Source organism: Azonexus sp. R2A61 (assembly GCF_021401135.1).
Taxonomy (GTDB): Bacteria; Pseudomonadota; Gammaproteobacteria; order Burkholderiales; family Rhodocyclaceae; genus Azonexus.
In genome coordinates, this window is the sequence record NZ_JACBFO010000003.1 from 26,490 (window position 1) to 39,332 (window position 12,843).

At 59.2% G+C, this 12,843-nt stretch carries 12 protein-coding genes; 8 read left to right on the forward strand and 4 right to left on the reverse strand.

What is annotated here, in order from left to right:
• Positions 1–2 precede the first annotated feature (2 nt).
• From aat to L0962_RS09820, 3 genes are all read right to left on the reverse strand, one after another.
• Positions 3–707 carry a leucyl/phenylalanyl-tRNA--protein transferase gene (gene aat, locus L0962_RS09810; protein WP_234086257.1) on the reverse strand — a complete coding sequence of 235 codons (705 nt, stop codon included), beginning with the start codon at positions 705–707 and terminating at the stop codon, positions 3–5.
• Between the two features lie 67 nt (positions 708–774).
• A complete protein-coding gene (locus L0962_RS09815; protein ID WP_234086258.1) occupies positions 775–1,416 on the reverse strand; it encodes an ankyrin repeat domain-containing protein in 642 nt (213 codons plus the stop codon).
• 149 nt (positions 1,417–1,565) lie between these two features.
• The gene (locus tag L0962_RS09820; RefSeq protein WP_234086259.1) at positions 1,566–2,069 is read right to left on the reverse strand and encodes a C40 family peptidase; all 504 of its coding nucleotides are present in this window, start codon (positions 2,067–2,069) and stop codon (positions 1,566–1,568) included.
• 137 nt (positions 2,070–2,206) lie between these two features.
• Here L0962_RS09820 and L0962_RS09825 point away from each other — a divergent pair, with 137 nt between their 5' ends.
• From L0962_RS09825 to ppx, 4 genes are all read left to right on the forward strand, one after another.
• Positions 2,207–3,202 carry an oxidoreductase gene (locus L0962_RS09825; RefSeq protein ID WP_255680790.1) on the forward strand — a complete coding sequence of 332 codons (996 nt, stop codon included), beginning with the start codon at positions 2,207–2,209 and terminating at the stop codon, positions 3,200–3,202.
• A gap of 1 nt (position 3,203) precedes the next feature.
• Complete coding sequence (locus L0962_RS09830; protein WP_234086260.1) at positions 3,204–4,319, forward strand: diguanylate cyclase; 1,116 nt, start codon at positions 3,204–3,206, stop codon at positions 4,317–4,319.
• 51 nt (positions 4,320–4,370) lie between these two features.
• Positions 4,371–6,266, forward strand: a complete 1,896-nt coding sequence (locus L0962_RS09835; RefSeq protein WP_234086261.1) for a propionate--CoA ligase — start codon at positions 4,371–4,373, stop codon at positions 6,264–6,266.
• Between the two features lie 133 nt (positions 6,267–6,399).
• A complete protein-coding gene (gene ppx / locus L0962_RS09840; RefSeq protein WP_234086262.1) occupies positions 6,400–7,908 on the forward strand; it encodes an exopolyphosphatase in 1,509 nt (502 codons plus the stop codon).
• On the opposite strand, the gene L0962_RS09845 is transcribed toward ppx, so the two are convergent.
• Positions 7,905–8,423, reverse strand: coding sequence for a TetR/AcrR family transcriptional regulator (locus L0962_RS09845; protein WP_234086263.1), 519 nt, complete (start codon positions 8,421–8,423; stop codon positions 7,905–7,907). The two genes, ppx and L0962_RS09845, sit on opposite strands and share 4 nt — an antisense overlap.
• Positions 8,424–8,641: 218 nt before the next feature.
• Here L0962_RS09845 and L0962_RS09850 point away from each other — a divergent pair, with 218 nt between their 5' ends.
• The 4 genes from L0962_RS09850 to L0962_RS09865 are packed head-to-tail and all read left to right on the forward strand — an operon-like array spanning position 8,642 to position 12,789.
• Positions 8,642–9,391, forward strand: coding sequence for an electron transfer flavoprotein subunit beta/FixA family protein (locus L0962_RS09850; protein ID WP_234086264.1), 750 nt, complete (start codon positions 8,642–8,644; stop codon positions 9,389–9,391).
• Positions 9,391–10,323 (forward strand): electron transfer flavoprotein subunit alpha/FixB family protein, encoded by a 933-nt coding sequence (locus L0962_RS09855; protein WP_234086265.1) that lies wholly within the window; start codon positions 9,391–9,393, stop codon positions 10,321–10,323. The genes L0962_RS09850 and L0962_RS09855 overlap by 1 nt, the downstream gene beginning before the upstream one ends.
• A gap of 9 nt (positions 10,324–10,332) precedes the next feature.
• Positions 10,333–10,998 carry an energy-coupling factor ABC transporter permease gene (locus L0962_RS09860; protein WP_234086266.1) on the forward strand — a complete coding sequence of 222 codons (666 nt, stop codon included), beginning with the start codon at positions 10,333–10,335 and terminating at the stop codon, positions 10,996–10,998.
• A gap of 42 nt (positions 10,999–11,040) precedes the next feature.
• A complete protein-coding gene (locus L0962_RS09865) occupies positions 11,041–12,789 on the forward strand; it encodes a FimV family protein (RefSeq protein WP_234086267.1) in 1,749 nt (582 codons plus the stop codon).
• Positions 12,790–12,843 lie beyond the last annotated feature (54 nt).

Consider the following 12,843-nt stretch of genomic DNA (forward strand, 5'->3'; position numbering starts at 1 on the left):
CGTTACCAGGTCCAGTCGGCGTGGCGCGTTGCCCAGGGGCCGCGCTCGATGCCTTTTGCGGTCGACGCCTCGAGTTGGCGCAAAAAGTCGGTGCGGGGAATTTCGCGGCCGCCGAGCGAGGCGAGGTGGCTGGTGTGCATCTGGCAATCGATCATGGTGAAGTCGTTTTCGACAAGATAGCGTACGAGATGTGCGAAGGCGACCTTGGAGGCGTCGCGGCGCAAGGCGAACATCGATTCGCCGTAGAACATGCGTCCGATCGCCAGACCGTAGAGCCCGCCGACCAGTTCGCCACCGGCCCAGGTTTCGACCGAGTGCGCCCAGCCGAGTTCATGTAGCCGGACGTAGGCATCAAGCATTTCCGGGGTGATCCAGGTGCCGTCCTGTCCGGGACGGGGCGTGGCTGCGCAACGTGTCATCACGCCGGCGAAATCGGTGTCGAACTGCACCGTAAAGCCAGCATGCCGCAAAGTCTTGCGCAGCGAGCGGGTCAGCCGGAATTCGGCGGGGAACAGCACCATGCGGGGGGCCGGGCTGTACCACAGCGGATGTCCTTCGACGGTGCCCCAGGGAAAGATGCCGCGGCGATAGGCTTCGAGCAGGCGATCCGGCTGCAGTCCGCCGCCAACGGCGAGCAGGCCGCCCATTTCCGCTTGCGCCGAGGTGACGGGCGGGAAAGGGTCGGCCGGCCGCAGGTAGGTCAGCATGCTTGGACGGTCAGCCCGTCACCGGGGACACGAGGTCTGCAGGCGTCATCGCTGCGACCGGCTTCGTTCAGGAAGCGGCCCCGTCATCCTTGGAGGGGGCCGCACGCTCCACCTTTTCCCAGGAACCGGATGCCTTCTCGAAGTCGAGTGCCAGGACATTGGTGTCGACGCCATAGGCGCCGCCCTTGACGTCGACCTGCACGATTTCGGGCTCCGGCAGCGCGCTGACGAATTCCAGCACATTGTCGAGGTCGGCGGCTGGCGGGGTATCCGACACTTTCGATGCGGCTCCGCCAAAGGAGACCGCTTCGAATTCGAGGTCCGGAATGTAGTTTTCCGGAACGCGGCCGGCCAGTATTTCGGCGCGCTCGAGAAGCGCCGGGTCGACGTCGATGCCCAAAGGGATTTCGGCATCGCGGGCGATCAGCAACGCGGCAACTTCGCGATGGCCGGCACGCAGTGCCAGGCGAATCGGCGCGCCGCTGCCATCCGGCGTCGTCGCATTGACGTTTGCGCCGCGGTCCAGCAATTCACGGATGATCGGTACGTTGCCGCTGAAACACGCAGTTCTCAGCGGCAAGCCGGCATGCCCGTGGATATCCGCTTCATTCACGTCTGCACCCGCATCAAGGGCGGCAATGACCTGATTCAGGTTCGAAGTCCGGATTGCTTCGATCAACTCGCTGGATTTGAGATTTTTCGCACTCATCGTTCAAGCCTCGTATTGCCGGATTTTAAGACAAGCAGGGCTGACTGGCGAGTACCGGAAACTTCGCGTGGCTGGCCTGCGGGAGGCCGTCGGGACGATGGCGGGCGAAAAAAAAGCGGCTTTCGCCGCGTTTTTCGGGATGCTTCCGCTCAGCGGGTCTCGATGATGCGCCGGGCACCGTCAAAACGGTTCATCCAGTAGCTGTTGGCCATGTTTTCGACGCGAACTTCGGCACCGGTTCTCGGCGCATGCAGGAAATGATTGTCGCCCAGATAAATACCGACATGCGAGAAGGTGCGACGCATCGTATTGAAGAACACCAGGTCGCCGGGCTTCAACTGGTTGATGTCGATCTGCTGCCCGACTTCGCTTTGTTCGCGGGCGGTACGGGGCAGGTAGGCACCAATGCTCTCGCGGAAAACCGTCTGGACGAAAGAACTGCAGTCCAGTCCACGGTCTGCGTCATTACCGCCCAATTTGTAGCGGACACCGACCAGCTTCAGGCCTTCGAGAATCACATCCTGCGTGGCATTGGTGTAGCGTTCCAGCAGCGAGCGTGGTTCGGCGGCGGCGACGTCCTGCGCCACGGAGGGCGCTACCGGCCCGATGGCAAGAAGCAGGGCGAGGAAAAGGGAAGTGATCTTGCGATGCATAGCGCCGCAATGTATTTAATTTTGCCTCGCTTGTAAAGTCTGAATCAGACAAAAGTACTACCCTGAGCCGGTGGTATGTTCATCGTCTGTAATTATGAATACAATTTGAACCCTAAAAATGAGGAGACACTGAAACAATGGAGTCTTTCAAAACGCTTCTGATCGATAGCCAGGATGGCAAGGTCGGTCACCGTTTCGTGCGCATGACGCGCGACGATCTTGATGTGGGCGATGTACTCATCCGTACCGCCTATTCCAGCGTCAATTTCAAGGATGCCTTGGCGGCAACGGGAGCCGGCAAGATCATCCGGCGTTTTCCCTGTGTCGGCGGCATCGATCTGTCCGGCACGGTGGTCGAGAGTGCGGATCCTCGTTTCAAGGTCGGTGATCCGGTGATTGCCACCAGTTTCGATATCGGCGTTGCCCATCATGGCGGCTACGCCGAATATGCCCGTGTGCCCGCCGACTGGGTCGTGCCGTTGCCCGATGGTTTGTCGCTGTTCGACGCGATGGCGCTCGGTACGGCAGGGTTTACGGCGGCGCTCGGGATTATCCGGATGGAGGAAAACGGACTGAGCCCGGCCAAGGGCCCGGTGATCGTCACCGGTGCGACTGGGGGCGTGGGCAGTTTGGCCATCGACATGCTGGCACAGCGGGGTTATCACGTGGTGGCGTTGACCGGCAAGGCAAGTGAAGCGACGTACCTGCGTGGCTTGGGAGCGGCAGAAATCCTGCTGCGCCAGGAGCTTGATCTCGCGAAAATCCGTCCATTGGAGAGCGCTCGCTGGGCGGGTGCGGTCGACAATCTTGGCGGCGACATTCTGGCCTGGATTGCCGCCGGGATGAAGCAGGGCGGCACCATCGCCAGTATCGGTCTGGCCGCCAGCATGTCGCTGAATACCACGGTGGCGCCGTTCATTTTGCGGGGTGCCTGTCTGCTTGGCATCGATTCCGGTTATATCGGTGAGCCCTACCGCAGTGGCGTCTGGCAACGTCTGGCCAGCGATCTGCGGCCGCCGCACCTCGCCAGCATGTCGCGCGGCGTGGCTTTCGACGAACTGCCGGTACTGTTTGAAGAGTATGTCGGTGGCAAAGCCAGGGGGCGTGTCGTCGTCACGCTGGGTGGTGCCTGAGATGTCCGGGCTGCCGCGCGTCCTGATCGTCGACGATTCCCGGGTCGGCCGAGTCTCGCTGATGCAGCATGTGCGCGGCCACTTCGAGGTGCGCGAAGAGTCTGACGGCGAGTCCGCCTGGCAGACGCTGGTGCTGGATCAGTCGATCCGGGCCGTCGTTTCCGATCTGCAGATGCCGAAGATGGATGGCTTCGCATTGCTGGAGCGCTTGCGTGGCTCCAAGCTGCGACGGTTGCAGCAAATGCCGTTCATCCTGGTCTCCGGTGAGGAAAGTGAGGAAGAACGGGCAAAGGCCAGGACGCTGGGGGTTTCGGATTTCATCGGTAAAGGTTCGGGCAGTAACGAGATTCTGGCGCGTTTGAGCAATCTGCTGGCGTTGCAGGAGGCGAGGGAGAACGTTGAAGCGGGTCGCGATCACATGGTCAGCGATCCGGAGAGCGGACTCTATACCCGTAAGTATCTGGAGTTGCAGACGGCTCAGGCCTTGTCGCATGCGGCTCGACATGGTGGCGACGTCAGCGTGCTGGTGCTGGGCTTCGATGGTTTCGATGTGCTTTGCGGCTCTCTTGGTGCCGTGGTTGCCGACGAGGTGGCCAATCGTTTCGCAAAAATGCTTGCCGGAAAAATGCGGCACGAGGACAGTCTGGGTCATTTCGGTCCGGGTCAGTTTGCCGTTGTGTCTCCAGGAACAGCGCCGCAGTTCTGTGCGACTTTTGCCGAGCGCGTGCGGCAGGCGGTTGAGGTGGCCAAGCTCAGCGTACAGGGGCAGACGGTGTCGTTGACAGTCAGCGTCGGTATGGCGAGTGTTCCGACGGACCTGGTCAGCTCTGCTGGCGCCTTGCTGGATCTGGCTGGCGAACGTATGCGTGCCGCCGAAATTGCGGGGGGAAATCGTACGGATTCGGGTGGGGTGCTTCCGGCAACTCGTCCGATTTCGCTTCAACATGCCGTCGAGCTGCTGCAGGCAGGGCGTTCAGGCGTGGTTCTGCCTCATCTTGAGGCTTTGTTGCATCAATTGCGCCCTTTGCTCGCGTTGATGGACAAGGAACTGAGCCTGAACCTGCCCGCGTCGCTCACGTCTCGCAGTGTTCAGCCGGATGACACAGAAAAAGAATAAGTCATTTTTCATGATTTCAAGTGCAGGAAAACTAAACGTAGAGGGAGTTTTATGACGACGTACAAGGATTTTCACCAGTATTCGATCGAGAAACCGAACGAGTTCTGGACGGAACAAGCGCAATTGATTGACTGGAAGGAGCCTTTCTCCCAGGTTTGTGATTACTCGAAACCGCCCTTCGTCAAATGGTTCGTCGGTGGCAAGACCAACCTCTGCCATAACGCGATCGACCGTCATGCGGCCAAGCGGCCGAACGACCGCGCGCTGATCTACATCTCCACCGAGACCAACGAGGAGAAGGTCTACTCCTTCGCCGAACTGCAGGCCGAAGTCGAGCGCATGGCGGCGATCTACAAGAGCCTCGGCGTCAAGAAGGGCGACCGCGTGCTGATCTACATGCCGATGATCGCCCAGGCCGCCTTCGCGATCTTCGCCGCGGCGCGTATCGGCGCCATCCACTCGGTGGTGTTCGGCGGCTTCGCCTCCGGCTCGCTGGCGACCCGCATCGACGACGCCAAGCCGACGCTGATCGTCTCGGCCGATGCCGGCATGCGCGGCGGCAAGGCCGTGCCCTACAAGCACTTGCTGGACGAGGCCATCGAGCTGGCCGAGCACAAGCCGGCCAAGGTGCTGATGGTCAACCGCGGTCTCGATCCGGAATTCAACAAGGTCGCCGGGCGTGACGTCGACTACGCGGCGCTGCGCGAGCAGTTCATCGACGCCAAGGTCGAGTGCGAATGGCTGGAATCCTCCGAGCCGTCCTACATCCTCTACACCTCCGGCACGACCGGCAAGCCGAAGGGCGTGCAGCGCGACACCGGCGGCTACGCCGTGGCGTTGGCCTCGTCGATGAAGCATATCTACTGTGGTGGCGAAGGCGAGACCTATTTCTCCACGTCCGACATCGGCTGGGTGGTCGGCCACTCCTACATCATCTACGGCCCGCTGATCGCCGGCATGGCGACGATCATGTACGAAGGCACGCCGCTGCGCCCCGATCCGGGCATCTGGTGGCAGATCGTCGAGAAGTACAAGGTCAACGTGATGTTCTCCGCGCCGACCGCCGCCCGCGTACTGAAGAAGCAGGATCCGGCGTACATGCACAAGTACGACCTGTCGTCCCTGAAGCACATCTTCATGGCCGGCGAGCCGCTGGATCAGCCGACGCACGAGTGGTTCCAGAACGAGACCGGCAAGCCGGTCATCGACAACTACTGGCAGACCGAAACCGGCTGGCCGATGCTGGCCGCGCTGCACGGTGTCGAGAAGACGCCGATCAAGTTCGGTTCGCCGTCCTTCCCGGTCTATGGCTACAACCTGAAGATTTTCCGCGAGGACGGTTCCGAGTGCGGCCCGAACGAGAAGGGCATCGCCGCCGTCGTGCCGCCGCTGCCGCCGGGCTGCCTGTCCACCGTCTGGGGCCAGGACGAGCGCTTCGTTTCGACCTACTTCACGCTGTTCAAGGAGCCGCTGGTCTACTCGTCCTACGACTGGGCGATCAAGGATGACGAGGGTTACTTCACCATCCTCGGCCGCACCGACGACGTCATCAACGTCGCCGGCCACCGCCTGGGCACCCGCGAAATCGAGGAAGCGATCCAGAACCACGCCGCCATCGCCGAAGTCGCCGTGGTCGGTGTCGAGGACAAGTTGAAGGGCCAGATGCCGATGGCCTTCGCCGTGGTCAAGGACGCCGCCAAGATCGCCACGCCGGAACTGGTCAAGGCGCTGGAAAAGGAAGTCTTCGCCACCGTCGACGGCATCCTTGGCGCCATCGCCCGTCCGGCCCGCGTACATTTCGTCGTTGGCCTGCCGAAGACCCGTTCCGGCAAGATGCTGCGCCGTTCCCTGCAGGCGCTGGCCGAAGGCCGTGATCCGGGCGATCTGACGACGATCGAGGACCCGTCCACGCTGGAAAACATCAAGAAGCTGCTGGTCGCCGGTTAAGCCGCTTGCTTGGTGCAATAGTGAAAAGGCTCGCCGATGCAGATCGGTGGGCCTTTTTATTGACACTTGTAAGAATATCCATGAGGGGCGGGTGTTAGAATTTTTCCTTGCCTGAACCGCTGAATCCGCCTTCATGATTTACGAAACCGTAGCCGCCGTTGATTTGGGATCGAACAGTTTTCGATTGCAGGTCGGTCGGGTTGTGGACGATCAGATTTATCCGCTTGATTCGCTCAAAGAGCCGGTTCGTTTGGCTTCCGGATTGACACAAGACAAGCGCCTTGATGCTGCGGCCAGGGCGCGCGCCCTGGAGGCCTTGAAACGTTTTGGCGAGCGTCTGCGAGGGATGGAGTCCGGGGCGGTGCGGGCTGTCGCAACCAATACCTTGCGCGTGGCCAAGGATGCCTCCGAATTCCTGCCTCAGGCCGAGGCGGCCCTCGGTTTTCCAATCGAGGTGATTGCGGGCCGGGAAGAAGCACGGCTGATTTATCTGGGGGCCTCACATTCGTTGCCGACAGCTGCGCATAAGCGTCTTGTCGTGGATATCGGCGGTGGTTCGACTGAGTTCGTCATCGGCAAACGCCATGAGCCGCAGTTGATGGAATCCCTGTACATGGGATGCGTCAGCTTCACATTGAAGTATTTTCCAGATCGCCGAATCGACAAGAAGCGTTTTCGCGAGGCGCAGGCGGCGGCGGCCAAGGAAATCGAACTGATTGCCAGCGATTACCAGCGCTTGGGCTGGAAGGAGGCGGTCGGTTCTTCGGGGTCGGCTCGCGCCATTGCCGACCTGCTTGAGCTGAATGGCTTGAATCCCGGTGGGGATAGCGGGATTACCCGGGAAGGTCTGGACCGTCTGTGTTCCATGCTGCTGCGTGCAGGTAGTGCCGAAAACCTGAACCTGAAAGGGGTCAAGACCGATCGTCTGCCGGTGTTGCCGGGGGGGATTGCGATCATGTCGGCGATCTTCGAGCAATTCGACATTGATCGCATGACCTATGCCGATGGCGCCTTGCGCTTGGGGGTGCTCTACGATCTGCTTGGACGCTTCCATCACCATGACATGCGCGATGCGACGGTCAGGCAGTTCCGTCGCCGCTATCAGGTCGAGGGCGATCAGGTTGAACGCGTGGAAGCGACGGCCCTCTCCGCGCTGACCCAGCTTTGTGCGGGGGCTCCGTTCGAAGAGGATGTCCAGTTCTTGTCGTGGGCTTGCCGTTTGCACGAGATTGGTATTTCGATCGCCCATAATGCCTATCACAAGCACGGTGCCTATATCCTGACCTATGCCGACATGCCCGGATTCTCGAAAAAAGACCAAGCAAGGCTGGCAATGCTGGTGCTTGGGCATCGGGGAAAACTGGAAAAGCTGGGTGCCCTGCCTGCGGTCGACACGCTCTGGAAGCTGGTTTTCTGCCTCCGGCTTGCGGTTGCCCTGCATCGGACACGCGATGATCGAGCTTTGCCCGCCTGGCAGGTCAGGGGGACGGAAAAGGGGTTTGCCCTTGAGTTGCCGGCGGAGTGGCTCCGCAGCAATCCTTGGACGGCCGCGGCATTGGGTGAAGAGGCGGTGGTCTGGCGGCAGGTCGGTCGGGAGTTTCTGGTACGCCAAAAAAGTATCAGGTCGGCAGTTTCCGCCTAGGTTTCGACGATACGCTGAGCGATGCGTTGCTTGATCTCGAGTAGATTGTTGTCGAATCCGTCGTAGTGCATCAGCGAGAGACCGAATACGCAGGCATAGAGCAGCAGGCTACGACTTTTGGCCTCGCTGTCGCTCATTCCGCTCGCGGTAAACAGGCGGCGCGTGCATTCGAGGCGGTACAGATCCACGGATTCGACAACGCCGGCAGCATTGGCGTCACGACGTGCCCAGTCTCGAATGGCCAGTTCGATCGACATGCCTTTTCTGTTACGGCTGGCCCCGTAAACCTCAATGGCGTAATGCAGTTGTTCACGTTCGTGTCCAGGCTGGACGGCCGTGGTTTTTTCGATGTCCCGGATGCGTCCGGCCCGCCAGCGTTCGAGCACTGCGTCGAGCAGCGCCTGGCGATCCTTGAAGTGCCAATAGAAGCTGCCCTTGGTGACGCCGCAGCGCTTGGCCAGCACCTCGACGCGGAGGCCGGAGATGCCTTCTTTGGCGAGTACATCGGTTGCCATGTCGACCCAACGCTCCTGGTCGAGCTGGGTGCGTACCGTCGACGCCTTGCGCGTCTTTCCTGAAGGTGTGATAGTGCTAGAGGTCTTGACAGCGGCTTTTTCCATACGCTACCGTATGCTTCCCATACGACACAGTATGGTCATTGTGCGGCGTGGGTTGGTCGCTGTCAAACGCCGTCATGGTTTGCTGGAATAGTCTGACCAAAGAGGAGAGTCCTGTGAAAATTCTGGTTCCCGTCAAGCGGGTAATCGACTACAACGTCAAGGTCCGCGTCAAGGCTGATGGAAGCGGCGTGGATCTTGCAAACGTCAAGATGAGCATGAATCCGTTCGACGAAATTGCTGTCGAGGAAGCTGTTCGTCTCAAAGAAGCTGGCGTGGCAACGGAGGTCGTCGTGGTTTCCTGTGGTGTCACTGCGGCCCAGGAAACCCTGCGTACGGCCATGGCGATCGGCGCCGACCGCGGCTTGCTGGTCGAAACCGATGTTGAATTGCAGCCACTGGCTGTGGCTAAGCTGCTCAAGGCCGTCTGCGACCGGGAACTGCCCCAGCTTGTGATCTGTGGCAAACAGGCGATCGACGATGATGCCAATCAGACCGGCCAGATGCTGGCGGCACTCGCCGGGTGGCCGCAGGCAACGTTTGCGTCCAAGGTGGTTGTGGCTGATGCACGGGCTGTGGTTACGCGTGAAATTGACGGTGGCCTCGAAACCTTGAAAATCACGTTACCTGCTGTTGTCACGACGGATTTGCGTCTGAACGAACCTCGGTATGCGACTTTGCCCAATATCATGAAGGCAAAGAAAAAGCCGCTGGATGTGCTTACGCCGGATGTGCTTGGCGTTGATGTGGCACCTCGTCTGACGACGATCAGGGTTGTCGAGCCGGCGGGGCGTTCGGCTGGTGTCAAGGTCGCTGACGTTGGCGAGCTGGTGGCGAAACTCAAGAATGAAGCAAAGGTGATCTGATGGCTATTCTTGTCATTGCTGAACACGACCAGGGAAAGGTCAAGTCCGCCACGCTCAATACGCTGTCCGCAGCGCAGAAGATTGGTGGGAATATCCACGTTTTGGTTGCCGGCTCCGATTGTGCTGCTGTCGCACAACAGATTTCCGGTTTAAGTGGTGTGAGCAAGGTGCTGGTGGCGGATGCGCCTCACTATGCCGAGCAGACTGCCGAAAATCTGGCTGCGCTGGTGGTCGGGCTGAGCGGCGGTTATGGTCATATCCTGGCGCCGGCTTCTTCCTTCGGCAAGAATTTATTACCGCGAATCGCTGCTGTGCTGGATGTGGCACAGATTTCAGATATCGTTGCTGTCGAAGGGGCCGATACTTTCGTGCGCCCGATATACGCTGGGAATGCATTGGCGACGGTGCGAAGCGTTGATCCAATCAAGGTCGTTTCGGTTCGTACCACAGCGTTCGATCCGGTCGGCTCGGGGGCGTCGGCTGAGCTTGAAAATATTTCGCCGGTTGCTGCGACGGGACAGGTGGAAATGCTGGGGCGCGAGCTGACCAAATCTGAGCGTCCCGAACTCGGTGCGGCCCAGATCATCGTTTCCGGTGGTCGGGGTCTTGGCAGTGGTGAGAATTACCACAGCCTTCTTGAGCCGCTGGCTGACAAACTCGGCGCCGCACTGGGAGCGTCCCGGGCGGCTGTGGACGCGGGGTTCGTACCGAATGACTTTCAGGTCGGGCAAACCGGCAAGATTGTTGCTCCCCAGTTGTATCTGGCCATAGGGATTTCTGGTGCAATTCAGCACCTGGCCGGCATGAAGGATTCCAAGGTGATCGTTGCCATCAACAAGGATCCGGATGCGCCGATTTTCCAAGTGGCCGATTATGGTCTGGTCGCTGATCTTTTTGAGGTGGTTCCGCAACTGGTTCAGGCACTCGGCTAAAATGGCCATGTGAATCTGACCGATAACCTGTTGGGCGAAGCATGGTACTGGGTGGCTTGGGCCATCTGGATACCTTGCTTCGCCTTTTCTGTTTGGGCTGCTCCTTGGGGGCGTCTGAAGGTGTCCGAGCAGTCGAATCTTTGGTTGGGCATGATCGTTCTTCTGACTTTGGTCTGGAGCTTAAAGGCGGGCGTCAAGCCAGGTTTGACCTTGCATCTGCTGGGTGCCAATCTGTTTACCTTGGCATTTGGCCCTCACCTTGCCTTTGTTGGGTTGTGCCTGGTGTTGCTGGGGGTGACGTTGAACGGTGCTGCCGGGCACTTCGCCTATGCCTTGAACGCGCTGCTGTTGGCAGGGTGTGGCGTTCTTTTGAGCCATTTCTTGTTCAGGATTTTCTCGTCCTTCCTGCCCAGACATTTCTTTGTTTATGTATTTATCAATAGTTTTATTTCTTCGGCCATTGTTGTTGTTTTGATAGGCGTTGTCTCAACGGCTCTGCTATCCGCTGCTCAAGTTTATGAAATTTCATATTTATTTGATGAGTACTTGCCTTATTTTCTGCTATTGGCATTTTCGGAGGCCTGGCTCAGTGGCATGCTCATGACGCTTTTTGTCATCTATCGGCCGCAATGGGTTAGTTCGTTTGAAGATTCTCGTTATCTATCCGGCAAATAAGCGCTACAATTCAGAAAAATTTTGTCATTGAGGGCTGAGTCGTTGAATCGACGGGTTTTCCATGTTCTGCTTTGTGTCTTTGGGCTGGCTGTTTCTAGCCAGGTGTCGGCTATTGGGCTGGGGGAGTTGCGAGGGCAGGCCGCACTCGGTGACAAGCTCAAATTGCGTGTCGATTTACTGGGCATTGGCAAGCCTTTGCTGGATGCGAGCTGTTTTCGGTTGATTCGACCGAAAGGCGGCGACTTGCCTTGGTTGCGTCAGGCCGATCTGGCCGTGCAGCAGGGAACCCCGCCTTATCTAGAGATCACGTCGAATGCGCCTTTGCGTGAGCCGGTGATACAAATTGCGGTTGCGGTTGGTTGCGGGCAGGATTTGAACCGCGAATATACATTGCTCGCTTCCCCGCGTTTTGCCGCTGATCCGGAGCAAGAGCCGGGCGTCCCCGCCGTAAAACTCGAAAAAGCCCAGGCGGCGCAACGCCTGAAACCTTCGGTCGGGGGGCGGAGCAAGGAGGCGAAGGCGACAAAGGCGGTTCCGCGGGAGGCTCGTGTTACGCCTGATTCTCCAATTCCGCCGGCCACCAATTCTGCCATGCCGAGCGGAGATCGTTTGTTGCTCTCGAGCGGCGTGATTGCCGGCGATCCTGCGCTGGCGCTGACTGATGTTTTGGCCCCATTGGCTCCTGATAGTGAGACGCTTGCCGCGCAGCGCGAAATGCTTCGTCTGGAATTTCGCATGTTGATGGCGCTTCAGGAGCAAGCCACCAATCAGCTGGAAGCAGCGGAGAAGCTGCGTGCCATGGAGTCTACGTTGGGGGAGCTAAAGGCCAAGGCCGACGGTCTTGTTCGGCAGACCGAGAATGTTCCACCGGCCGGCGTGCCTCCTCAGCAAGTGCTCCCTTCGCCACAATCGCCGCAAGAAGACGATTCGCTGTTTTCCGACTGGGGGTTGTACGGCCTGTTGCTTGGCGTTGTGCTCGGCGGCGCAGGATGGCTCCTCTGGAAACGGCGTCGTACTGACGATGATGGTGATTATCCTTTGCCGCATGCAGGGCAGGTCATTTCCAGCGAATATGATGGGCATGCGGTAGTTCCGAGGGCAGATGAAGGCGAGGCCGAGGTCGACTTGCCGGTCGATGCTGCGACTGGTGGGCCTCTGCCGGTTGATGTCGAACTTGATGGTGGTGCTCGTGCCATACAGGATTCGCCAGTCGGGAAAGCGACGATGGCAGGTGCGGCCGATTCACTGCTGTCGATTAGTGCTACTACGGTCGACGAGCATTTTGAAGCCAATCCCGTTATGGAACTGGCTGACATCATGCTTTCGTTCGGTCGAGTGAAGGGGGCTGCTCAAGCCTTGCAGGAATATATCGATAACAATCCCCAGGAGGCACTGCAGCCCTGGATTCGTTTGATGGATGTTTATCGGATGGCGGGCATGCGGGATGAGTTCGAAGCGGTTTCCCGCAACCTCAATCAGAACTTCAACGTCGAGGTGCAGCGCTGGGAGGCTGCGCAAGCGGTCGACCTCGATCTGGATTCGCCGGTGCAGGAAGCTGAGGATTCCGCGTTACGCAAACCCCAGGGGCTTGAAGATATGCCACGAATTATGGCAACGGTCGCTGAGTTGTGGCAGGAGGGCGATGTTGTTGGGTATCTCTATCAATTGTTACGTGACAATCGGGGTGGGCAGCGCCTGGGTTTTGCCCTGCCGGTGGTTGAGGAGATTCTCTTCCTGATCGAGTTGAAAGAGACGGTCAATCGCATGGGACCGGGTGATGCGGCAGGCTGATTTCTGATTGGCGATTGCCTGTACGAAAAGCGGCCTATTTCGGGTCGCTTTTGT

Coding starts and splice junctions, on each gene's coding strand:
- aat (WP_234086257.1), bottom strand. CDS start 707: ATGCTGACCTACCTGCGGCCGGCCGACCCTTTCCCGCCCGTCACCTCG.
- L0962_RS09815 (WP_234086258.1), bottom strand. CDS start 1,416: ATGAGTGCGAAAAATCTCAAATCCAGCGAGTTGATCGAAGCAATCCGG.
- L0962_RS09820 (WP_234086259.1), bottom strand. CDS start 2,069: ATGCATCGCAAGATCACTTCCCTTTTCCTCGCCCTGCTTCTTGCCATC.
- L0962_RS09825 (WP_255680790.1), top strand. CDS start 2,207: ATGGAGTCTTTCAAAACGCTTCTGATCGATAGCCAGGATGGCAAGGTC.
- L0962_RS09830 (WP_234086260.1), top strand. CDS start 3,204: ATGTCCGGGCTGCCGCGCGTCCTGATCGTCGACGATTCCCGGGTCGGC.
- L0962_RS09835 (WP_234086261.1), top strand. CDS start 4,371: ATGACGACGTACAAGGATTTTCACCAGTATTCGATCGAGAAACCGAAC.
- ppx (WP_234086262.1), top strand. CDS start 6,400: ATGATTTACGAAACCGTAGCCGCCGTTGATTTGGGATCGAACAGTTTT.
- L0962_RS09845 (WP_234086263.1), bottom strand. CDS start 8,423: ATGGCAACCGATGTACTCGCCAAAGAAGGCATCTCCGGCCTCCGCGTC.
- L0962_RS09855 (WP_234086265.1), top strand. CDS start 9,391: ATGGCTATTCTTGTCATTGCTGAACACGACCAGGGAAAGGTCAAGTCC.